The organism is Enterobacter sp. KBR-315C3_2022, assembly GCF_041399425.1.
Lineage (GTDB): Bacteria > Pseudomonadota > Gammaproteobacteria > Enterobacterales > Enterobacteriaceae > Enterobacter.
In genome coordinates this window covers 17,278-39,599 of the sequence record NZ_JBGKEB010000004.1, presented here as the reverse complement: position 1 = coordinate 39,599, position 22,322 = coordinate 17,278, and the positions used below count along the sequence as shown (strand labels likewise).

Annotated in this window: 22 protein-coding genes and 1 tRNA gene; 7 read left to right on the top strand and 16 right to left on the bottom strand. The window is 55.8% G+C overall.

Annotated features, from left to right (window positions below; all coding sequences use genetic code 11):
- Positions 1–151: 151 nt before the first annotated feature.
- The 3 genes from AB8804_RS06100 (at position 152) to AB8804_RS06090 (ending at position 4,575) form a co-directional block, all read left to right on the top strand.
- Positions 152–1,261: an AI-2E family transporter gene (locus AB8804_RS06100; RefSeq protein WP_371184170.1), complete on the top strand. Its 1,110-nt coding sequence runs from the start codon at positions 152–154 to the stop codon at positions 1,259–1,261.
- 117 nt (positions 1,262–1,378) lie between these two features.
- Positions 1,379–3,163, top strand: a complete 1,785-nt coding sequence (locus AB8804_RS06095) for a diguanylate cyclase (RefSeq protein ID WP_371184167.1) — start codon at positions 1,379–1,381, stop codon at positions 3,161–3,163.
- 467 nt (positions 3,164–3,630) lie between these two features.
- On the top strand, positions 3,631–4,575 hold the full coding sequence (locus AB8804_RS06090; RefSeq protein ID WP_371184165.1) for a glycosyltransferase: 945 nt from the start codon (positions 3,631–3,633) through the stop codon (positions 4,573–4,575).
- A gap of 17 nt (positions 4,576–4,592) precedes the next feature.
- On the opposite strand, the gene AB8804_RS06085 is transcribed toward AB8804_RS06090, so the two are convergent.
- Positions 4,593–5,282: a B3/4 domain-containing protein gene (locus AB8804_RS06085; protein WP_371184163.1), complete on the bottom strand. Its 690-nt coding sequence runs from the start codon at positions 5,280–5,282 to the stop codon at positions 4,593–4,595.
- A 43-nt stretch (positions 5,283–5,325) separates the two neighbouring features.
- Between AB8804_RS06085 and AB8804_RS06080 the strand changes: the two genes are divergently transcribed.
- Complete coding sequence (locus AB8804_RS06080; RefSeq protein WP_371184161.1) at positions 5,326–5,922, top strand: helix-turn-helix domain-containing protein; 597 nt, start codon at positions 5,326–5,328, stop codon at positions 5,920–5,922.
- 19 nt (positions 5,923–5,941) lie between these two features.
- On the opposite strand, the gene AB8804_RS06075 is transcribed toward AB8804_RS06080, so the two are convergent.
- The 5 genes from AB8804_RS06075 to proB form a co-directional block, all read right to left on the bottom strand.
- Positions 5,942–6,262, bottom strand: coding sequence for a putative quinol monooxygenase (locus AB8804_RS06075; protein WP_371184159.1), 321 nt, complete (start codon positions 6,260–6,262; stop codon positions 5,942–5,944).
- 200 nt (positions 6,263–6,462) lie between these two features.
- Positions 6,463–7,239, bottom strand: coding sequence for a hypothetical protein (locus AB8804_RS06070; RefSeq protein WP_371184157.1), 777 nt, complete (start codon positions 7,237–7,239; stop codon positions 6,463–6,465).
- Between the two features lie 174 nt (positions 7,240–7,413).
- Positions 7,414–7,489, bottom strand: a tRNA-Thr gene (locus AB8804_RS06065).
- A gap of 112 nt (positions 7,490–7,601) precedes the next feature.
- On the bottom strand, positions 7,602–8,855 hold the full coding sequence (proA, locus tag AB8804_RS06060) for a glutamate-5-semialdehyde dehydrogenase (RefSeq protein ID WP_371184155.1): 1,254 nt from the start codon (positions 8,853–8,855) through the stop codon (positions 7,602–7,604).
- A gap of 11 nt (positions 8,856–8,866) precedes the next feature.
- Positions 8,867–9,970, bottom strand: coding sequence for a glutamate 5-kinase (gene proB, locus AB8804_RS06055; protein ID WP_371184153.1), 1,104 nt, complete (start codon positions 9,968–9,970; stop codon positions 8,867–8,869).
- A gap of 303 nt (positions 9,971–10,273) precedes the next feature.
- Between proB and phoE the strand changes: the two genes are divergently transcribed.
- Positions 10,274–11,326 carry a phosphoporin PhoE gene (gene phoE, locus AB8804_RS06050; protein ID WP_371184151.1) on the top strand — a complete coding sequence of 351 codons (1,053 nt, stop codon included), beginning with the start codon at positions 10,274–10,276 and terminating at the stop codon, positions 11,324–11,326.
- Positions 11,327–11,432: 106 nt separating this feature from the next.
- Here the strand turns inward: phoE and crl are convergent, their stop codons facing one another.
- From crl to gpt, 3 genes are all read right to left on the bottom strand, one after another.
- The gene (gene crl / locus AB8804_RS06045; RefSeq protein WP_371184149.1) at positions 11,433–11,834 is read right to left on the bottom strand and encodes a sigma factor-binding protein Crl; all 402 of its coding nucleotides are present in this window, start codon (positions 11,832–11,834) and stop codon (positions 11,433–11,435) included.
- A 57-nt stretch (positions 11,835–11,891) separates the two neighbouring features.
- Entirely contained in the window at positions 11,892–13,136 is a 1,245-nt protein-coding gene (gene frsA / locus AB8804_RS06040; protein WP_371184146.1) for an esterase FrsA, read from the bottom strand.
- 103 nt (positions 13,137–13,239) lie between these two features.
- Positions 13,240–13,698, bottom strand: coding sequence for a xanthine phosphoribosyltransferase (gene gpt, locus AB8804_RS06035; RefSeq protein WP_010427903.1), 459 nt, complete (start codon positions 13,696–13,698; stop codon positions 13,240–13,242).
- A 260-nt stretch (positions 13,699–13,958) separates the two neighbouring features.
- Between gpt and pepD the strand changes: the two genes are divergently transcribed.
- On the top strand, positions 13,959–15,416 hold the full coding sequence (gene pepD / locus AB8804_RS06030; RefSeq protein WP_371184141.1) for a cytosol nonspecific dipeptidase: 1,458 nt from the start codon (positions 13,959–13,961) through the stop codon (positions 15,414–15,416).
- Positions 15,417–15,493: 77 nt separating this feature from the next.
- Here the strand turns inward: pepD and dinB are convergent, their stop codons facing one another.
- Positions 15,494–16,552 carry a DNA polymerase IV gene (gene dinB / locus AB8804_RS06025; protein ID WP_371184139.1) on the bottom strand — a complete coding sequence of 353 codons (1,059 nt, stop codon included), beginning with the start codon at positions 16,550–16,552 and terminating at the stop codon, positions 15,494–15,496.
- 156 nt (positions 16,553–16,708) lie between these two features.
- Between dinB and AB8804_RS06020 the strand changes: the two genes are divergently transcribed.
- On the top strand, positions 16,709–17,572 hold the full coding sequence (locus AB8804_RS06020) for a glycerophosphodiester phosphodiesterase family protein (RefSeq protein ID WP_371184137.1): 864 nt from the start codon (positions 16,709–16,711) through the stop codon (positions 17,570–17,572).
- Positions 17,573–17,625: 53 nt separating this feature from the next.
- On the opposite strand, the gene nqrM is transcribed toward AB8804_RS06020, so the two are convergent.
- Genes nqrM through AB8804_RS05990 form a run of 6 tightly spaced genes read right to left on the bottom strand, consistent with a single transcriptional unit; the run spans position 17,626 to position 22,319 of the window.
- A complete protein-coding gene (gene nqrM, locus AB8804_RS06015; protein ID WP_371184135.1) occupies positions 17,626–17,826 on the bottom strand; it encodes a (Na+)-NQR maturation NqrM in 201 nt (66 codons plus the stop codon).
- 2 nt (positions 17,827–17,828) lie between these two features.
- Positions 17,829–19,052, bottom strand: a complete 1,224-nt coding sequence (gene nqrF, locus AB8804_RS06010; protein WP_371184133.1) for an NADH:ubiquinone reductase (Na(+)-transporting) subunit F — start codon at positions 19,050–19,052, stop codon at positions 17,829–17,831.
- 10 nt (positions 19,053–19,062) lie between these two features.
- Complete coding sequence (gene nqrE / locus AB8804_RS06005; protein ID WP_371184130.1) at positions 19,063–19,659, bottom strand: NADH:ubiquinone reductase (Na(+)-transporting) subunit E; 597 nt, start codon at positions 19,657–19,659, stop codon at positions 19,063–19,065.
- A gap of 6 nt (positions 19,660–19,665) precedes the next feature.
- Positions 19,666–20,304, bottom strand: coding sequence for an NADH:ubiquinone reductase (Na(+)-transporting) subunit D (locus tag AB8804_RS06000; RefSeq protein WP_112011177.1), 639 nt, complete (start codon positions 20,302–20,304; stop codon positions 19,666–19,668).
- Positions 20,297–21,091: a Na(+)-translocating NADH-quinone reductase subunit C gene (locus AB8804_RS05995; RefSeq protein WP_371184127.1), complete on the bottom strand. Its 795-nt coding sequence runs from the start codon at positions 21,089–21,091 to the stop codon at positions 20,297–20,299. The genes AB8804_RS06000 and AB8804_RS05995 overlap by 8 nt, the downstream gene beginning before the upstream one ends.
- Positions 21,084–22,319: an NADH:ubiquinone reductase (Na(+)-transporting) subunit B gene (locus AB8804_RS05990; RefSeq protein ID WP_371184125.1), complete on the bottom strand. Its 1,236-nt coding sequence runs from the start codon at positions 22,317–22,319 to the stop codon at positions 21,084–21,086. Before AB8804_RS05990 ends, AB8804_RS05995 begins: the two co-directional genes overlap by 8 nt.
- Positions 22,320–22,322: the final 3 nt, after the last annotated feature.

The following is a 22,322-nucleotide window of genomic DNA, read 5'->3' as shown; positions in this document are numbered from 1 at the left end:
TCTATACGTATGGACATCTAAACATCCAAAGAAAGGTGTTATACCGCGATTGTTAACAAATAGCCAGACGCGTCGTCCGCGGCGCAAATATTGGTAAATCCTCAAATCAGTTCTATAGTCGTCACAGTTTCTTAGCAAACAGGACACATCGATGCGTTTTAATGGACTGACGAAAGGTTTCTTCCTTTTGATTCTCGCCCTGGTCACCTGGGCTTTCTTTGACGTACTGTCGCCCTATTTTTCCGCGATTCTGTGGGCCGCAATCCTCACGATTATTTTCAACCCGGTAAAAAACAGGCTGCGCACCGCGCTGGGCGAACGCAACGGGCTGGCCTCGTTCCTGACGCTGTGCATTATCTGCCTGATCGTCTTCATTCCGCTGATGGTGATCCTCTCATCGCTCGCCATCGAGCTGAACGTGGTGTACACCAAGCTGCAGCAAAACAACACCCAGTTCCCGGAGGTGGTGGCGAGCATCTTTAACCGCCTGCCCGACTGGGCCAGCGGCTTCCTGGCCGATCACAACCTCAACAACGCCGCGCAGATCCAGAAGAAGCTTTCCGACGTGGCGCTGCAGGGCGGGCAATACCTCGCGGGCAGCGCCTTCCTGATCGGTAAAGGGACGTTTGGCTTTGCCATTAGCTTCGGCATCATGCTTTACCTGCTGTTTTTCCTGCTCAAGGACGGGCCGTACCTGGTGCGCCAGATCCTCGACTCCCTGCCGCTGACCGACTTTGCCAAGCAGCACCTGTTTGCCAAGTTTGTCGGCGTGTCGCGCGCGACGGTGAAAGGCACGGCGGTCGTCGCCGTGGTTCAGGGCACGCTCGGCGGCATCGCCTTTGCGATTGTCGGCATCGACGGCAGCATTCTTTGGGGCGCGCTGATGGCATTCCTCTCCCTGGTGCCCGCCGTGGGCTCGGCGATCGTCTGGGTGCCCGCCGCCATCTACCTGTTCGCCACGCACCAGATCTGGCAGGGGCTGTTTATCGTCGGCTTCTTCGTGATTATCGTCGGGCTGGTGGACAATATTCTGCGCCCGCTGCTGGTGGGTAAAGACACCAAAATGCCGGACTACCTGATCCTGATCTCCACGCTCGGCGGCATGGAGCTGTACGGCATTAACGGCTTCGTGATTGGTCCGCTGATCGCGGCGCTGTTTATCGCCTGCTGGAACCTCTTCTCCGGCCGCGACCACGCGGGCAACGCCGAAGAGCTGGATGCCGAATTTATCGAGGAAGGGAAAAACCCGCCCGACATTTAACCCTCGACGGATAATCCTCCCAGGGCGGCGCGATGCCGCCTTTTTTTTCGCCTTAAATCAGAGCTTTTCTATAATTTGTAATACCGCATCCACTCTTGCCGTAGAAGGATCCCGCTGGTGCGAATCGCCACGATAACAAACTGGGCCTACGGGGCCACGGTATGCCTGACCATTGCCTGCGGCGTCGTCATGATCATGGCGTCGAAGGCCGATGACGTTAAGCGCCAGACCGTCGAACAGCGCCAGCAGTTCGACAGCCTCACGGAAGATCTCGACGCGAAAGCCTGGGCGCAGTCCGACCTGGCGCGCCTGTACGTGGTTAAACACGATCCGCAGATCCTCAGTGATTATCGGCAGGAGGAAGGCACCCTCAAAAAAAGCGAAATGCATCTGCAGAAGCTGCGCGACAACGGCGCATCTGACGTTGAGCTGGCGCTGCTTCGCGAGGGGTTAACGATCCTTGACCAGCTGCAGGACGAGCAGCAGGCCGCCCTGTCCAGCATGGCGCAGGGCGATCCTGCGCAGGCCGTTGCGCAGCTCTACAGCCCGGCGTACGAGCAGGATCTGGAGCGCGCTCAAAACCAGTTCGATCACTTCCGCCAGCTCCTCGACAGGCGCATTATCGCCACCGTTCAGGAGGCCACGCACAAATCAAAAACCCTGCGCACCGCCTCGGAAATAATGGTCGGCCTTACCGCCCTGCTCTTTCTCTTTGTCCTCGGCTTCATCTTAAAACGCCGCGTGCTGCGCCCGGTCGTTCGCCTGAGCGACGTGGTGCATCGCCTGGCCTCTCAGGACTACGCGGTCGAGACGCCCAACTTTAATCAGATTGACGAGATCGGCGATATGGCGCAGGCGATCCACATTTTTCGCGAAAACGGCCTGGCGCGGCAGCGGCTGGAAAAGGAGCGCGACGCGGACTGGGCCGTCCGCGAGCTGCTGGCGCGGATGACCCAGCGCCTGCAGGGCTGCGAGAACTTCGCTGACGTGATAAACGTCGCCGGGCTGTTTGCCCCGAACGTGGCGCCGGGCATTGCCGGGCGCCTGTATATTCTCGATCGCGACCCGTGGCAGATGCGCTGCGTGGCGGAATGGCTGGATCCGGAAGGCGATAGCCAACCCTTTGAGACCGACGCGTGCTGGGCAATCCGCCGTGGACAGAGCCACCCGCCGGTCAGCGGCGAGCCGGATATTTCCTGCTACCACCTGCCGCCGTCCTGCGCGCACCGCGCGCTGTGCGTTCCGCTCATCGCCCAGGGCGAAGCCATCGGCCTGCTCTCTTTCCAGAACGTTACGCTGGAAAAGGCCCCGGCGCGCGCCTACCTTGAACTGATGGCCGAAGCGCTGGGGCTGGCGCTGGCAAACCAGCGGCTGCGCGATGCGCTGCTGGAAAAAGCGCTGTTCGACCCGCTCACCGGGCTGCGTAACCGCCATCATCTGGATGATACGCTGCGCACGCAGATGGCGCAGGCCGCGCGCAATAACGAACCGGTCAGTTGCCTGATGATCGACATTGACCACTTCAAGGCCATTAATGACCGCTACGGCCATGAGGCAGGAGACGAGGTGATTAAGAGCGTGGCGGGCATTGTGAAGCGCGCCGTGCGCGACGGCGGGCTGGCGTTTCGCTACGGCGGCGAGGAGTTTTTAGCCCTCCTGGCCGGGCAGGATGAAGAGGCGGCGTTTGCCTGCGCCAGCGAAATCCATCGCGAAGTGCATACGCTGAGCGTCCGCTACGGGCTGACGGAAATCGGCCCGGTGGATGTCTCCATCGGCATCGCCAGCTATCCGCAACATGCCCAAAGCGACACCCTGCTGCGCGCGGCGGACGTTGCGCTCTATCGGGCAAAAGAGCTGGGCCGCTCGCGGATCGTCAGCTTCGGCATGCTGAAGGAGGCGTAAAGAAGCAGGCAGGGAACGCGGCCTGAGGTGGTCATATCGTCCCCTCAGGGCGTGTTGCCATGATCGATAAAACCGATCGATTAAAAAAAATCGATCTGCAAAATGAATTATCCCTCCCACCATCCCGCGTGCTAAATTCCGCCATCACGGTTATTACATTGTTATAGATGAATATCTTGTCATCCGACGGGCAGGCGTATTTTTGTCCAAAATACGGCGCGGGCTATGACAGCAGGTGATGGAATGAAAAAATGCATGCGGTGTAACAGGAAAAGAGGTTTTCTGGCCAGACTCTTTGGGCTGGATAAAAAATATTGTGATAAATGCCTGCCGATAATTAATCAGGAAATAAGAACAAAAATAGCGATTCCGGCATCGAACCGTGACGTTCAAGACAAAAGATAGCTTCCTGCAGGGCCTATTTTCCTTCTGAACAAGCCGATCCCTTCACTGATTTACGCCCCATTATGATAAATAAAATCGATATCAGCGTCATTATTCCCGTATTTAACGCCCAGGACGCTATCGTTCCGTTGGTAGGTAAACTTCTTAGCGAAAAGACCGCGAGCATCGAAGTCATTGTCGTTAACGACGGCTCAACGGACGGCACGCAAGCGGCGCTTCGCACGCTCGACGATGAACGCCTTATCGTCATAAGCCAGAATAATCAGGGCGTGTATGCGGCCAGGAATGCCGCGCTTGCGGTTCATCGCGGTGAGTGGGTTATTTTTCTGGATGCCGATGACCAGGTTGAAGACCATTTTCTGCGCGAGCGTTTTGCTATAGCCTGCGGGGCGCAGGCCGATGTCGTTATTTTCAACGGCTGGCACGGAGATAGCGCCCATTCCGTGCATTACAAACAACCTTACGGAAAAATGCTCAGCGGTTGGCAATGGATTAACCACTGCGTCAACCAGAAGGAGTGGCCGCATTATTTATGGCTACAGATGGTGCGCTCGTCCTATATTCAAAAAAATACGCTGCGCTTCCAGGCGGGAAAAAGCCATAAGGATATCGTGTGGACGCTGCACCTTGCCGCCGGAAACGGCCAATTTTATTTCGCCGACAGAAGAGATTATGTCTATATCAATAATCCGTCGTCGATTACGCACCGCCATGACTATTACGACGTTCGCGCGGCCAGCTATATCGATGTCATTGCGGAGATCGTTGCCATCAGCGCAAAGCCGCGGTACAGGGACATCAAAAATGCGCTTGCCCGACATGCGCTCGTGGAGTCCCGGCATTTTTTGGGCCTCTACCGGCGTAAGGTGAGCAACCGTCAGGCGCTGCGCGCCCGCTTCCGTTCACGTATTCAGCTTTACAGGCTCGTCCCGGCCATCCGCACGATGAGTGACGTCTTCTTTCTCATCAAGCTGGCTTACAACGTTTATCGCCAGGCTCCCCGTTAGCTCACCGTGCGGACGGCTTAACCCGCGTCAATAAGCGTCACGTCAAACCGCACGCCCGGCATCATGACGTTCAGTCCGTCTGTGAGCATTTTTCCTGCCTCATGCAGAGCCTCAAGCGGCATCTCCGGCAGGCTTTCCAGAATAAACCACATGTGCTTATCGGAAGCGCTCAGGCGCGTTCTTATTCCCTGCCGCCAGTTCCAGCGGCGACACGTGACGCCCAGCTCGTCACGCCAAATCACTTCTCCCGATTCAGGATTCTCGATAATCGGGTTGCCGTCCTTGAAGGTGTCAAACGGCTCGCTGCCGTCTGAGATAATGAGGCGCGGCATGCCGGAATAGGCATCCAGATTTTCACCCCCGACAGGAATGGCGTAGCGCAGGCTGACGGCGTTATACAGGTCCACCACCGGGTCCAGCGCCGTCATAGATCCGTCGCGCAACACCCGCTTGCGCAGGGCTTCAGCTGAACAAGGCGTGCGCTTGGGCTTTGCGCCAAAGGCGCGAAAGGCCTCTGACCATGCGTTCAGGTGAGCCTCTGCCCACGCGGGTTCCCCGTCGAGGACGGCCTTACACGCGCTGATGAGCGCCTCTTCCCCAAAGCCGGGGTTAACGAGCGGAGCAGCCGTTACGCTGATGCTCAGCGCGCGGAAGCCCGGCGCCAGGCGGGCAACATCAGCGCTGATTGACGGATGTGCAGTGAACATTTCATAATCCTCAAATGACCGTTTTAGATTATGATAATGACCGATGAACAAAAAAGTCAATATAACGACCGGGACCGACGCGTCCGTCATCAATGAGGCGCTCTCCGCTTCCCTGAAGCAGTATCGCAGCGAGAAAAAAATGTCGCTGGATGAGCTCTCGCGTCAGGCGGGGGTAAGCAAGGGGATGCTGGTGGAAATTGAAGCCTGCAGGGCAAACCCCAGCATCGCCCTGCTCTGCAAGCTGGCATCGGCGATGGGCGTTTCGGTGGCAGATATCGTTAACGTCGCCAGCAAACCCAGCGTACACCTTATTGCTGCAGAAGATATTCCCTGCCTGTGGCGCGGCGAGCGCGGCGGCACCGCACGGCTGCTTGCGGGCACCAGCGGACCGGACATGATCGAGCTATGGGAGTGGAAGATGCATCCCGGCGAGATTTTCACTTCCCCGGGGCACTCTGCCGGCACGTGTGAACTTTTACATGTGGTGGAAGGCGCTCTTCGCCTCACTTTAGGCGAGGAAAGCCTGACGGTGAACGAGGGCAGTTCAGCGATTGCCAGAACGGATTTGCCGCATAGCTACAGGTGTGCTGAAGGCGGCCCGCTCAGGTTCACGATGACGGTGAGCGAGCGGGAACGCTGAGGGATCCCGACGGCGAGCGCTAGAAAAGCGGGGTCAGGCGCTGAACGTTCAGGCTCTCCAGCTTGCCGTCGAGGATTTCAAGAAACTCATCGTGATAGGGCATGGCGACATGCTTTTTCAAATCCTCTGGGGATTTCCAGCGCTCGATAAATACGAACGACACGCTGCCCTCATTTTCCAGCTCGCGAACGTCCGGCACCGCCCGGCTTTCGTGCAGATCGTACTGCAGACAGCCCGCTTCACCGTGGGTTGGTTTCACCATATTTTTCGCGGCGGTTCTCACCGCATCCACATGCTCCGGGAACGGCGTCAGGGTGGCAACAATTTTTACTTCGCTCATAACTTTTCCTGTTAACCAATGGACAACAACCGCGCCAGCGAGGGCGCGATATTCCGTTAAACAGCGTAGTGGTGAACGCTGGGCTTCGCCAGCGGTACAGTCTCATCACTTTTGGACCGAGAGCCCACGGGGCATTGATACTTTCGGAGACGTACACATGCAATTTTGTCTAAGGAGAGTACGGTCTTACTCACTCCTCACTATCTCCATACGTCTTGTAATTCCGGGTTAATCTCTGCCGGAGCACATTGCGACTGCATCGCCATTTGCGTGAGCTTTTTGAAGCTATCCTGTATTGATTTTTGATTAATAATATTGGAATTATAGAACGAACGTTCAGAATTGATGACCATTACTGAATTGCAAGGCATAAACAGTATAATGATGCCCTTCGCAAGACGGAGATTGCTCGTTGGCGTACGTGTTTCAGTAAAGGTAGTTGTGCCATGTAAATTACCGCTGCCGGGTGAGACTTCCCATTTAATTTCTACAGGGTCAATACGCGGTTCAGGATATTTTGTCTTCATAACTGAAAAAATATCCAAAGTTGGTGAAATACTGCCACTTTGAGGTATTTTGCTTGTTCTGCCTGTCGTCAGAACCGCCCCCGTCAGTTTATTTTGGATGCTATAGCTGAAGTCAGGTAAATTCGTTAAGTTGGCAGCAAATACGGGGATATTTTCCGCTGACTGAGCAAGCTCTTTTTTAGGTGCGTGCTTAAGGACAAGGTCGACAGGAAGCAATACGGTATCAATAACAGCGTCAATCGGAAGGGAAATTATGTGAAAAAGCGGCCATAGCCCAAACGAAGGTGCCCACAGATAAGCATTCGCTATCTCTCTCTTGTCACGATCTACACCACGATAAGTATCTTTGTAACTATCACCACGTGCTAACGTTCCGCATCCCGAAAGCTGCGCAGCCAGGGACATTAGACATAACGACAATACTGCTTTGCTCAACATCCATTTTTTCATTATTGATTTTCCATATAAGGTTTATTGACTAAAGATTTTTTAGTTAAATCATTCCATCGCATCCATGGTTGAAATTATTATTAGCATAAATACATAATATCAATAAAATTGTGCTGAAATGGAGTCAATCAACATCAATAAACTATTCAACAAAGCGGAAAGCGTATGAAAAGATGGTGCCGATAATAGGAGTCGAACCTACGACCTTCGCATTACGAATGCGCTGCTCTACCAACTGAGCTATATCGGCCCTGAGAGGCCGGTTACGAGCGTAACCACGGGGCAAAAGAGTAGATCTAACTGGGTGATGCGTCAATGGCCTTGTGATTCAAACGGCTATTTTTGCATCACCCACGTTTTAATTACGCACGAATGGTATCATCGCCGATGCCGATCCACTTGTAGGTGGTCAGCGCTTCAAGCCCCATCGGGCCGCGGGCGTGCAGTTTTTGCGTGCTTACCGCCACCTCTGCGCCTAAACCAAACTGGCCGCCGTCGGTAAAGCGCGTGGAGGCGTTCACGTACACCGCAGACGAGTCCACTTCATTCACAAAGCGCGCGGCGTTGCTTAACGTGCGCGTGAGGATCGCATCGGAATGCTGCGTACCGTGCTCGCGAATGTGCGCAATGGCATCATCAAGATCGGCTACCACCTTCACGTTCAGATCCAGCGACAGGAACTCGTCGTCATACTGCTCCGCGTTGACGGGAACAACTTTAGCTGGCCCCTCCTGAAGCAGCGCCATAGCGTTAGCATCGGCGTGCAGCGTGACCTTGCTTTGCGCCATCTGCTTGCTTAACGCCGGCAGGAACGTATTGGCAATCCCCGCGTGCACCAGCAGCGTTTCAACCGTGTTGCAGGTACTCGGGCGCTGGGTTTTGGCATTCACGATAATCTTAAGCGCGGGCTCAATCTCGGCGCTGTCATCGACCACAATATGGCACACGCCGATCCCGCCGGTGATCACCGGAATGGTCGACTGCTCGCGGCACAGCTTGTGCAGCCCCGCGCCGCCGCGGGGGATCAGCATGTCGATGTATTTGTCCATGCGCAGCAATTCGTTCACCAGCGCGCGATCCGGGCTTTCGATGGCCTGCACGGCGCCTGCCGGTAAGCCACACTCCTCCAGCGCCTGCTGGATGACTTTCACCGTCGCGGCGTTGGTGCGCCAGGTCTCTTTCCCGCCGCGCAGAATGGCGGCGTTACCGGTTTTCAGGCACAGGGAGGCCACGTCTACGGTGACGTTCGGACGCGCTTCGTAAATCACGCCAATCACGCCGAGCGGCACGCGGCGACGCTCCAGACGTAGCCCGCTGTCGAGCAGGCCGCCGTCAATCACCTGCCCGACCGGGTCGGCCAGGCTGCACACCTGGCGAACGTCGTCGGCGATGCCTTTCAGGCGCGCTGGCGTCAGCGCCAGGCGGTCAAGCATCGCTTCGCTCAGGCCGTTGCGGCGTGCTTCCAGCAGATCCTGCTCGTTGGCGAGCAGGATCTCAGCGGATTGTGATTCAAGATAATCAGCGATTTTTTCCAGCACGCGGTTTTTCTCGCGGCTGGAAAGGAGCGCCAGTTTGTAAGAGGCGGCCTTCGCGGCCGCGCCCATTTGTTCCAGCATGTTCAGGCTCCTTAACGAATAATCATGTCGTCGCGATGCACGGCAACCGGACCATATTCATAGCCCAGGATAGCGTCGATCTGCTGCGAGTGATGGCCGGCAATGCGGCGCAGCGCGTCGCTGTTGTAGCGGCTTACGCCGTGGGCGATGTCGCGACCGTCAAGATTGCGGATGCGGATCACTTCACCACGGGAGAAGTTACCTGTCACGCTTTTAATTCCTTTTGGAAGTAATGAACTCCCTCTTTCCAGAATTGCCGCGGTGGCCCCTTCGTCCACGGTCAGTTCACCCGCTGGCGGCGCGCCGAAAATCCAGCGCTTGCGGTTTTCCAGCGGCGATTCCTGCGCGTGGAAGCGCGTGCCTACCGAAATGCCTTCCATCACGTCGCCAATCACGCCGGGGCGGCTGCCTGCGGCAATGATGGTGTCGATACCGGCGCGGCAGGCCACGTCGGCGGCCTGCAGCTTGGTGCCCATGCCGCCGGTGCCGAGACCGGAAACGCTATCCCCTGCGACGGCGCGCAGCGCGTCGTCGATGCCATGCACATCGGTGATCAGCTCGGCCTGCGGGTTTGAGCGCGGGTCGGCGGTGAACAGCCCCTGCTGATCGGTCAGAAGCAGCAGTTTATCCGCGCCAGCCAGAATCGCGGCCAGCGCGGAGAGATTATCGTTGTCGCCCACTTTGATTTCAGCGGTCGCGACGGCGTCGTTTTCGTTAATGACGGGAACGATGTTGTTGTCCAGCAGCGCGCGCAGCGTGTCGCGGGCGTTCAGAAAGCGCTCTCTGTCTTCCATATCCGCACGCGTCAGCAGCATCTGCCCGACGTGGATGCCGTAAATAGAGAACATCTGCTCCCAGAGCTGAATGAGTCGGCTTTGTCCCACGGCGGCCAGCAGCTGTTTGGATGCGATCGTCGCGGGGAGTTCGGGGTAGCCCAGATGCTCGCGCCCGGCAGCAATCGCGCCGGAGGTCACAATAACGATACGATGCCCTGAGGCATGCAGCTGAGCGCACTGGCGTACAAGCTCAACGATGTGGGCGCGATTAAGGCGGCGCGATCCGCCTGTTAAAACACTGGTACCGAGTTTTACTACCAGCGTCTGGCTGTCACTCATGATTCTCTGCCGTTCAACAATAAGGGAAAATGATGTAATCAGACGTTTTAGCAGGACTCAGCCCCGTTGCCAACCGACTTAGCACAAAGCGGAACACTTTGTTGCGCGGGATCAGGAAGCGTAGCGGCAGATTTTTACACTTTTATGACTGAAATAATAAATCACAAATTTTTAGATTAATTCTTAATTTGTCATAAAAGTTTCATTCCAGAGCGTTAAAACCCTTCCTGTTTTCACGGGACATAAGCATGAGCTTATCGTTCAGCGAATATTAGCGCGTTTATAAAACACTCAGGATTGAAAATGAAAAAAAGTTCTCTGGCATTAGTGGTAATGGGCGTAGTGGCTTCCGCATCTGTCCACGCAGCAGAAGTTTATAATAAAAACGGTAATAAACTGGACGTGTACGGCAAAGTAAAAGCGATGCACTACATCAGTGATGATGACGCTAAAGACGGTGACCAAACCTACGTGCGTTTTGGTTTTAAAGGCGAAACGCAGATTAACGATCAGCTGACGGGCTACGGCCGCTGGGAAGCTGAATTTGCGGGCAATAAAGCGGAAAGTGATTCTTCACAGAAAACCCGTCTGGCCTTCGCGGGTATTAAGCTCAAGGACTTCGGCTCATTCGACTACGGCCGTAACCTGGGCGCACTGTATGACGTTGCCGCCTACACCGATATGTTCCCTGAATTTGGCGGCGACGGCCTGGCGCAGACCGATAACTTCATGACCAAACGCGCCAGCGGCCTTGCCACATACCGCAATACCGACTTCTTCGGAATGGTTGATGGCCTGGACATGACCCTGCAATATCAGGGTAAAAACGAAAACCGCGATGTGAAAAAACAGAACGGCGACGGCTTCGGTACCTCTCTGAGCTATGACTTCGGCGGCAGCGATTTCTCCGTCATTGGCGCTTACGCCAGCTCGGATCGCACCAACGAACAGAACCTGCAGGCGCGCGGTGAAGGTAAAAAAGCGGAAGGCTGGGCGACCGGTCTGAAATATGACGCTAACGACATTTACCTGGCGACCATTTATTCTGAAACCCGCAATATGGCGCCAATTTCAGGCGGTTTTGCAAATAAAGCGCAAAACTTCGAAGTGGTTGCGCAATATCAGTTTGATTTTGGCCTGCGTCCGTCCCTGGGCTATGTCCAGTCTAAAGGTAAGGATATTGAAGGCGTCGGTGATGAAGATATCGTGAAATACATCGACGTGGGCGCGACCTATTATTTCAACAAAAATATGTCCGCATTTGTTGATTATAAAATCAACCAGATCGATGACGATAATAAGCTGGGCGTGAGCAGCGATGATATCGTTGCCCTGGGTATGACGTACCAGTTCTGATTTTACGATAATAAAAAACCGGCTTTGAGCCGGTTTTTTTGTGCCCGGTGGCGCTGTGCTCACCGGGCATACAGAACAGCATTTTGTCGGCCAGCGAGCTCGCCCGCTATGCGGTGAGCTTCACCGCCTCGCTGGAAAAATCATCCGCCGGTTCCAGCTTCAGGTCCAGCGTTGCCAGCAGCGCGCGAGCCTTCCCAAGATACTCTTTCAGCGTGAACTCAAGACGGTCAATCACTTCCTGATCCTTGATAGGCGCAGCCTGCCAGTCACCGTCTTTATTAAACAGACCAAACTGATAGCTATAGGTAAAGCGCTTTTCTTCTGCTTCCATTTCCATCCACCAGCCCCAAAACTCACGTTTTTCGGGTGCAGGCTTCACATTGACGCAAACAGCCAGGCAGTCGAAAAAAAAGCGATTCTCTTCACACTGCTCTTCTCGAATATACGGGCCAAGAGCCATGAACTTCTTAATCAGTCTACTTTTCGGGTGTCCACTCGGTAACGTCATTGCGATCTCCTTTTGTGAAGCCACTGTTTTACCAAACCAGCGAAATTTAGCAATCTCTTAACACAATCTCTTTTCTATCCAACGCGTAATTTCGTTAAGCGCCTTGTCAAAATTCTGATACACCGGGCTGAATGGCACCTCGAGCAGTTTGCCATCCGAAGATGACGAGGTGATTAAACGCGACTCCTCTTCCGGGCTGAAAGGATCGTTTTTCCAGAAGCCCGACAGCATCGGCGTCGGGCAGCGTCGGCCCAGCAGCCCCTGCGTTTTCAGCGAATAGCGGTTAAGCTCAACGCGCAGCGCTTCATCGGAGGCATCGTGCATGCCGAGGCGGCTCGCCAGCACGTCGAGATACATTTCCGGCACGCTGCCCTGCAGCTTCGGATCGCTTAGCAGCGCGTGAACGACGGGCCCGAGGCACGCCACCGCTTTCAGGCGCGAGGACTCCAGGTACGCCAGGCGCACCGCGACGTTCGCACCGAAGCGGAAGCCGAATGCGGCGACGCGGGTGTGATCGACCCAGGGAAGGTTCTCCAGCGCTTTCAACGCGTGCTGGTGCAGCAGGCTGGAATCCTGCGTCAGTTTCCACTTCGTTGAGAAGCCAATTGAAGGCATATCCAGCGTGAGCATCGCGATCCCTTTCGGGGCGAAATAGCGCTCAAACAGGCTGAAATAGTCGATTTGCAGCGAATCCAGGCCACCGCACATCAGCACCGTCGGGAAAGGACCTTCCCCGTCCGGCATGTGCAGGAACCCCGTTACCGGCGATCCGCCCGGAACCGTAAATTCAACTTCGCGCATGCGGCACGACAGGCGCTGAGCGGCCTCTTCATAAGCGCGATTCGCCAGCGCCTGGGCCTGCTCTGCCAGCTCGTCACCCTTGAGGTGCGGGTAAGCCGCAATGCTGTAAAGGTTCGCCGCATGCAGCCAGTGCTTGCCGCTTAGCGCGGCGTCCTCTTCCTGGCTGGCCTTTTGCTGCCAGAGCATCGCCTGCGTAGACCACTCATAGATCCAGTTTCCGCCGCGATAGCCCACCACCGTATCGTAAAGCTCGCTGTCGGTACGCTCGGCCTCGCTCATCACGATGCGCGCCTGCACATCGAGAATTTCCCGGGGATCGATGCCGCGCCAGATCCACATCAGGCGGTTAATCATGCGATACCAGTGGGGCACGTTTTTACCGTCTAACGCGGATTGTACGGCAGGCATGGTTCCGGGATTGAAGCGGCGCACCAGCGTCGAGGTTTCCGGGTGCTTGAAGCGGGGTTTAAAGAGCGTCTCGGAGAGATTCGCCTGCGTCATTACGTTGCCTCCATGAATACGTCATATAGAGACCATTGTAACGCGGTACAGGCTAAAAAGAACAACGCCCGGCAGTGCCGGGCGTGTAAAGTTACGTTCTGGCTTAGCGACCAGAGATAGGCGGAACGAAGACCACGCCCATATCCCATGGCTGTTCAATCCAGGTGTCCTGCGGGATATCAATCACGTAATCGTCAACCAGCGGACGGCCCGCAGGCTTCGCGAAGATGGTCACGAAATGCGCTTTTGGATACATTTCACGGATAGCGACCGCGGTACCACCGGTGTCCACCAGATCGTCAATGACGATGAAGCCTTCACCGTCGCCTTCCGCGCGCTTCAGCACGGTCAGCTCACGCTGGTTGTCGTGGTCATAGCTGGAGATACAAACGGTATCGACATGGCGAATACCCAGCTCACGTGCCAGCAGCGCCCCCGGTACCAAACCGCCACGGCTGACGGCAATAATGCCCTTCCACTGCTCGGAAGGCATCAGACGCGCAGCCAGCTTGCGTGCGTGAATCTGCAACATGTCCCAGGTGACGACGTATTTTTCGCTCATGTGAAGTGTCCCAGCCTGTTTTTATACGGCTTAAAAAGTGTTCGAGGGGGAAATAGGTTGCGCGAGATTATAGAGATCTGGCGCACTAAAAACCAGTCTTTAGCGCCCCAAGCCTGAGTTTTTGCATGCTTTATGCTACCCGCGCCCGGAGAAAGTGGTATTCTCAAAGGCATCTCGCAAGCCTGACTTGTGGTAACTATTAACCTGCTAACCCTGTGCCCTGCAAACTTATTTGCAGCGCATCGACAAGGAGACTTATCGTGTCTGAACTGTCTCAATTATCGCCACAGCCGCTGTGGGATATTTTTGCCAAAATCTGTTCTATTCCGCACCCTTCCTACCATGAAGAACAACTTGCCGAACATATTATGGGTTGGGCGAAGGAGAAAGGACTTCACGCCGAGCGTGACCAGGTTGGCAACATCCTGATCCGCAAGCCGGCGACGGCAGGCATGGAAAACCGTAAGCCGGTTGTGCTGCAGGCGCACCTGGACATGGTTCCACAGAAAAACAACGACACCGTTCACGACTTCACCAAAGATCCTATTCAGCCATACATTGACGGTGAGTGGGTGAAAGCGCGCGGCACCACGCTCGGCGCGGACAACGGTATCGGCATGGCGTCCGCGCTGGCGGTGCTGGCCGACGACAGCGTTGAGCACGGCCCGCTGGAAGTGCTGCTGACCATGACCGAAGAAGCGGGCATGGACGGTGCGTTTGGTCTGCAGGCTAACTGGCTTCAGGCGGACATTCTGATCAACACCGACTCCGAAGAAGAAGGTGAGATCTACATGGGCTGCGCGGGCGGGATTGATTTCATCTCTACCCTGCCGCTCTCCCGTGAAGCGATTCCTGCTGGCTTCCAGACCTTCAAGCTGACGCTGAAAGGGCTGAAGGGCGGCCACTCCGGCGGCGATATTCACCTCGGCCTGGGCAACGCCAACAAGCTGCTGGCGCGCTTCCTGGCGGGCCACGCGGCCGATCTGGATCTGCGTCTGGTCGATTTCAACGGCGGCACGCTGCGTAACGCTATCCCGCGCGAAGCGTTCGCCACCGTCGCCGTACCCGCGGCAAAAGCGGACGAGTTGAAAAAGCTCTCCAGCGTCTATCTGGATATCCTGAAAAACGAACTGTCCGTTAAAGAGAAAAACCTGACCGTGGTGCTGGAGTCCGTGTCGACGGATAAAGCCGCGCTGACCGCACAGTCTTGTGACGCTTTTGTACAGCTGCTGAACGCAACGCCAAACGGCGTGATCCGCAATTCTGACGTCGCAAAAGGCGTGGTGGAAACCTCACTGAACGTGGGCGTGGTGACCATGGCTGACGACAGCGCGGAAATCATCTGCCTGATCCGCTCCCTTATCGACAGCGGTAAAGAGTACGTGGTGAGCATGCTGGAATCACTGGGCACCCTGGCAGGCGCGAAAACGTCCGCAAAAGGCAGCTACCCGGGCTGGCAGCCGGATGCAAGTTCTCCGGTAATGGCTTTGGTGCGTGAAACCTACCAGCGTCTGTTCAACAGCACGCCGAACATTCAGGTGATCCACGCGGGCCTGGAGTGCGGTCTGTTCAAAAAACCGTACCCGGACATGGACATGGTCTCCATTGGGCCAACCATCACCGGGCCGCACTCGCCGGATGAGCAGGTTCATATCGAAAGCGTAGGCCACTACTGGACGCTGCTGACTGAACTGCTGAAGGCGATTCCTGCGAAGTAATCCCCTCACCCCAGCCCTCTTCCAAGGGGAGAGGATGAAAAACGTAAGCCCGGTAAGCGAAGCGCCACCGGGCTTTTTTACAGCCCCAGCACCAGCTGTCGCTCCAGCTGCGGATCAAGCAGCGTGACGTGGAGCCCCACCAGCCGAACGCCTCGCCCTGCCCGCCGTTCCTCCCACGCCATTTTTGCCGTCGCGATAAGATCGTCTTTATTCAGGCGCGGCCAGACGTGCTCCTGCGTCGTCTGCTGGAAATCATTGAACTTCAACTTGATACCCTGACGCGCAATGAGCAGGTCCGGCTTAACCTTGCTTAGACGCCGTTCCAGTTCGGGATAGAGCTGTTCCGTGATAATGGTTTCGCACGCGGACCAGTCATGAATATCTTCAATCAAGGTTCGCTCAACCCCGACGGATTTGCGCAGCCGTTCGTTGTTTACATCGCGATCGTCAATCCCCTGACTGCGCTCCCACAGCACGCGGCCAAACTTGCCAAAACGCTTGAGCAGCAGCGCCAGATCGCTGCGCTGCACGTCTTCGCAGGTCCGTAATCCCATGCTTTCCAGCTTAGCGGCGGAAACTTTTCCCACGCCCGGGATTTTTCCGAGCGGCAGCGTTTTTAAAAAGGCGGGCACATCTTCCGGCGTGATGACGTATTGACCGTCAGGCTTGTTCAGGTCCGAGGCGATTTTGGCGAGAAATTTTACCGGCGCGACGCCTGCCGATGCGGTCAGGTTGAGCTCTTTAAAAATCGTCTGGCGGATCTCCTGCGCCATTAGCGTCGCCGATCCGTGGCAGTGCAGGCTGTCGGTCACATCCAGATAGGCTTCATCCAGCGACAGGGGTTCGATCAGCGAGGTATAGCGAGAGAAGATCTCACGGATGTGCAGCGACGCTTCTTTGTAGGCTTCAAAGCGGCCGGGAAGCAGCGTGAGATGAGGGCAAAGCTTTAATGCCATTGCGGTAGGCATGGCGCTGCGCACGCCAAATTTACGCGCGGGATAGTTGGCCGTGCTGATAACGCCGCGCTGAACGCGACTGCCGCCAATGGCGATGGGGATGTCCCGCAGCGCCGGGTTGTCACGCATCTCCACGGCGGCAAAAAAACAGTCCATATCAACATGGATAATTTTGCGCATGTCTCTTACCACACATGTATTTATATACAGTATATCAGAGCATAAAAAATGCGGTAGCGGATTTACGTCTCTCTTTTGACATAAAGACGTGGTACAAAAAAACGTTATAAATTGAATCATTAATATTAATAATCAATTAGTTAAATGGATTTATTCATGAAAAAGATAATTGCACTCTCACTTATGGTCATGGCAGGGTCCGCCTGCGCCGCGCCTCAGCTCATCGCCCACCGCGGCGGAACGGGTGATGCGCCAGAAAATACCCTACCCGCCATCCAGCTGGCGTTGGAAAACAAAGCCCAGGCAATCTGGATCACCGTGCAGCTCACCAAAGACGGCGTACCGGTTCTTTACCGCCCTTCCGATCTCAGCGCGTTGACGAATCTGACGGGTAAAATCTCGCAATACAGTCAGGCAAAGCTTTCAACCGTGGATGCCGGATGGAAGTGGGGAGACGACGCCCACCCGTGGCGTGGCAAAGGCGCTACGATTCCCACGCTGGAAACCGTACTCAAAACCTGGCCCAACACGCCGTTTTATATAGATATAAAATCGCCGGATGCCGATCCTGCAACAATGGGTAAAGCGCTTCTATCCGTGCTTAACGAGACGAAAAGCCTCAATCGCGTTCGCGTCTATTCCACGGAGGATCGCTATCTGAATGCGCTTGCGCCAGAGGTCCCACGGTTTGTGACCCGCAGCGAAACGCGAACCCGCCTGGCAAATATTTCACTCAGCCATCAGTGTCTGGCGCCTGAAAAGACGATGCAAGCCTACTGGTACGGGCTGGAGCTGAACAGAAAGGTTGAGGTGGTCGAGAAATTTACCCTCGGTGAAGGCGTTTCACCTGCAACGCTGACCTGGGATAAAGAGGCGATGGACTGTTTCCGCTCTCAGGGTAACGCGCACATTATCTTTATTGGCGTGAACTCAGCGGAGGATTACCAGAAAGCCGTAGCGCTCAACGCCGACGGCGTAATGACGGATTCTCCTGCAAAAGCAAAAGCGTGGATTAAGTAATGAAACAGGCCGCACATGCGGCCTGATAAGTTCACGTTTAGAACAACGCATTCTTATAAAATACGCTGCTGTTCGCGCGCCATTCTTTTTTTGCGGGCATCGCACGGCTCCGGGCAGTCGCAGACCTTTTCCATGCCAAGGGAAGAGATACCGCCGCAGCTGCCCTGAATGCTTTTACGCTTGATGATCCAGCCTAAGGACATGCCGAATACCACCAGCAAAAACACCGCGAAGGTTGCCAGAAACGTCAGCATTATTAGCCTCCAAAGTCGTCGAGCATGACGTTCTCATCTTCCACGCCGAGATCTTTAAGCATCTTGATCACCGCCGCGTTCATCATCGGCGGGCCACACATATAGAACTCGCAGTCCTCTGGTGCAGGATGCTGCCTGAGGTAGTTTTCATAGAGCACGTTATGGATGAATCCCGTGTATCCCGTCCAGCTATCTTCCGGCTGCGGATCGGAGAGCGCCACGTGGAAGGTAAAGTTCGGATTCTCCCGCGCCAGCTGTTCAAACTCATCGTCATAGAACATTTCGCGCAGCGAGCGCGCGCCGTACCAGAAGCTGATTTTACGCTTGCTGCCAAGCCGTTTGAGCTGGTCAAAAATGTGCGACCGCATCGGGGCCATACCGGCACCGCCGCCGATGAAGACCATTTCCGCCTCGGTGTCTTTGGCGAAAAACTCCCCGAACGGACCGGAGATGGTCACCTTGTCACCGGGCTTAAGGGACCAGATATACGATGACATGATCCCCGGCGGCGCGCCCGGCACGTTCGGCGGCGGCGTGGCGATACGCACGTTGAGCATAATGATGCCCTTCTCGTCCGGGTAGTTAGCCATGGAATAGGCGCGCAGCGTTGGCTCTTTCACGTCAGAAACAAAGCGGAAAAGAGTGAATTTATCCCAGTCGGCGCGGTATTCATCAGGCACGTCAAAATCTGCATACGCAACGGTATGGGCCGGGCACTCTATCTGGATGTAGCCTCCCGCACGGAACGGTACGTCTTCTCCGTCGGGCACGCGCAGCTTAAGCTCTTTGATAAAGGTGGCTTTGTTATCGTTAGAGATGACTTCGCATTCCCACTTTTTGACGCCGAAGATCTCCTCCGGCAGCTCAATCTTCATGTTCTGGCGTACGGCAACCTGACAGGCCAGACGGCAGCCCTCTTTTGCTTCACGCCTGGTGATATGCGCCAGCTCGGTTGGCAGGATATCGCCGCCGCCCTCTTTTACCGTTACCCGGCACTGCCCGCATGAACCGCCGCCGCCGCAGGCCGAAGAGACAAAGATTCCTTTGCCGGAGAGCGTGTTAAGCAGTTTATCCCCCGCAGGCGTGCGGATCTGATTTTGCAGTTCGCCGTTGATATCAATGATAACGTCGCCGGTATTCACCAGCTTCGCGCGCGCGGCCAGAATCAGCCCCGACAGCACCAGCACAATCAGCGTGAACATCACTACGCCAAGAATAATTTCCATTCATTTCCCCTTAAAGCTGCACACCGGAGAAGGACATAAAGCCCAGCGCCATTAGCCCGGTGGTGATAAAGGTGATCCCTAAGCCGCGCAGTCCTGCAGGCACGTTGGCGTATTTCATTTTTTCGCGGATGCCCGCCATGGTGACGATTGCCAGCATCCAGCCGATGCCCGACCCGAAGCCATAGACGATGGATTCGCTGAAGTTGTAATCACGCTGAACCATGAACGAGACGCCGCCAAAAATCGCACAGTTAACGGCAATCAGCGGCAGGAAGATCCCCAGCGCGTTGTAGAGCGACGGGAAATATTTATCGAGGATCATCTCCAGGATTTGAACCAGCGCCGCAATCACCCCAATGAAGGTGATGAAGTTCAGGAAGCTGAGATCCACGCCCTCCACCAGCGCCCCGTCGCGCAGAACGTAGTTGAACACCAGATTGTTGATCGGTACGGATAGCCCCAGCACAACGGTGACCGCGATGCCCAGGCCGAACGCCGTCGATACCTTTTTGGACACCGCGAGGAACGTACACATGCCGAGGAAAAACGCGAGCGCCATGTTTTCGACAAATACCGCGCGCACAAACAAACTCAGGTAATGAGCCATTGTCGGTTACTCCTTTTCCTGCTGTTCAGGCTTCAGCGTGCGAATAAGCCAAATCAGCAGACCGATAATGAAAAATGCGCTTGGCGCCAGCAGGAATAAGCCATTTGGTAAATACCAGCCGCCGTTTTGTACCGTATCCAGCACCGGGATGCCAAACAGCTTGCCGCTGCCGATAAGCTCGCGCAGGAAACCCACCGTCAGGAGGATCGCGCCATATCCCAGCCCGTTGCCGATGCCGTCCATAAAGCTCGCCAGCGGCGGCATTTTCATGGCGTAGGCTTCCGCGCGTCCCATCACGATGCAGTTGGTGATAATCAGACCGACGAACACCGAGAGCTGCTTTGAGGTTTCATAGGCGAACGCGCGCAGCAGCTGATCGACCACGATCACCAGCGACGCGATGATCGCCATCTGCACGATGATCCTCACGCTGTTCGGAATGTGGTGGCGGATCATTGAGATAAACATGCTGGAAAACGCCGTGACCAGCGTTACCGCAACGGTCATTACCAGCGCGGTTTCCAGCTTGGTGGTGACCGCCAGCGCCGAACAAACGCCCAGCACCTGCAGCGTAATTGGGTTATTGGCAAGCAGGGGACCAATCAGCACCTTTTTGACTTCTTTTAGTTCACCCGTATCAGCCATTGTTCAGCGCTCCTTCACGTACGTTTTTCAGGAAAGGCCCAAAGCCCATCTCGCCCATCCAGAAATCAAAACTGTGCTGCACCCCGTTTGAGGTGAGCGTTGCCCCGGATAGTCCGTCGACGGCGTATTCGTCGCCGGGACGTGCAGCTCCTTTCATCACCTTCAGCGCGGGCTGGCCGCTATCGTCGAGCACTTTTTTACCGACAAACTGCGCCCGCCAGTTAGGGTTTTCGATTTCGCCCCCCAGTCCCGGCGTTTCGCCCTGGTCATAATACGTAATGCCCTTAACGGTGCGGCCGTCCGTATCAAGCGCGACGAAAGCGTACATCATCGACCACAGGCCGTTGCCGTAAATCGGCAGCACCATTTCCTGAACCCGCTTTTGATCGTCGCGTACCAGATAGATTTCAGCGAGGTTGCTGCGTCGCTTGATGCCGGCCGGATCCTGCCCGGGCTCCAGCGACAAACTCATCTGCGGATCTTTCAGCGCCAGCGCCTGGTTAAACGTGGCCGGATCTTTGTCCAGCAGCTCGCCCGTTTTTAAGTCCACCAGCCGCGCCGAAATGCGTTCGGCAAAGATACTCGAAACGTCGTCTGCGCTCATGCCTTCCTGCATTAGCCCGGCGACGGCGAGTATATTGCGCTGTTTATCCAGCGCGCGCTGCTCCTGCTGCAGCGGCTTTAAACCAACGGCAGAGCCCGCAACCACGATGGAACACACCAGGCACAGTACCAGCACCACCAGCAGCGTTTTGCCGATGCTGTCGTTGTTTTTAATTTCAGCCACGCGCCTTCCTCCGCTTAATGTTGGCGCGCACGACCAGATAATCAAAGAGCGGCGCAAACAGGTTGGCAAACAAAATGGCCAACATCATCCCTTCCGGATAGGCCGGGTTGACCACGCGAATCAGTACGCACATCGCGCCGATGAGCGCGCCGTAGCACCATTTCCCCTTGTCGGTAAACGAGGCCGAAACCGGATCGGTTGCCATAAACATCATGCCGAACGCAAAGCCGCCCAGCACCAGATGCCAGTACCACGGCATCGCAAACATGGGATTGGTTGTGGAACCGATAGCGTTGAACATCGTGGCAGTCAGCACCATGCCCAGCATCACGCCTGCCACAATCCGCCACGACGCCACGCGCCCGAACAAAATAATGGCCCCGCCAATCAAAATCATCAGCGTGGAAACTTCACCGATAGAGCCGGGGATTGTGCCAATAAAGGCATCAAACCAGGTGACGGGTTGGCCGGTAGCGTTATTGACCAGCGTTTCACCGCCGTGCGCGGCCCACTGGGACAGCGGCGTCGCGCCGGAGAAACCGTCTGCCGCCGTCCAGACCAGATCGCCAGAGATTTGCGCCGGATAGGCGAAGAACAGGAATGCACGCCCCGCCAGCGCCGGGTTAAGGAAGTTACGCCCGGTTCCGCCGAAGATCTCTTTAGCAATCACCACGCCAAAACTGATGCCCAGCGCCGCCTGCCAGAGCGGCAGCGTGGGCGGTACGATCAGGGCAAACAGGATGGAGGTGACGAAGAAGCCTTCATTAATTTCGTGTTTGCGGATAATGGCAAACAGCACTTCCCAGAAGCCGCCGACGATAAACACCGTGAGGTAAATCGGCAGGAAGAATACGGCGCCCAGCGTCATCATGCTTATCCAGCCCGCGTCCGCCGCAAAGCTCACGCCAAGCGACTGCGCCAGCCGATAGTGCCAGTCAGACTGGATCACCTGCGCCAGCTGCGGGGCGTCGTACAAATGGTGCAGCGCAGGAATGGTCTGCAGGCCCACGTTGTACATGCCCCAGAACATGGCCGGGAAGACCGCAAACCAGACTAAAATCATCATTCGCTTGAGGTCGATGGCGTCGCGGACGTGCCCCGCCCCTTTCGTCACCTGCCCGGGGGTATAGAAAATGGTCGTCGTCGCCTCAAACAGGGGGTAATACTTTTTCAGCTTACCCTCGGTAAAGTGCGGCTCCATTTTTTCAAAGAGGTGTTTTAAGCCCATCAG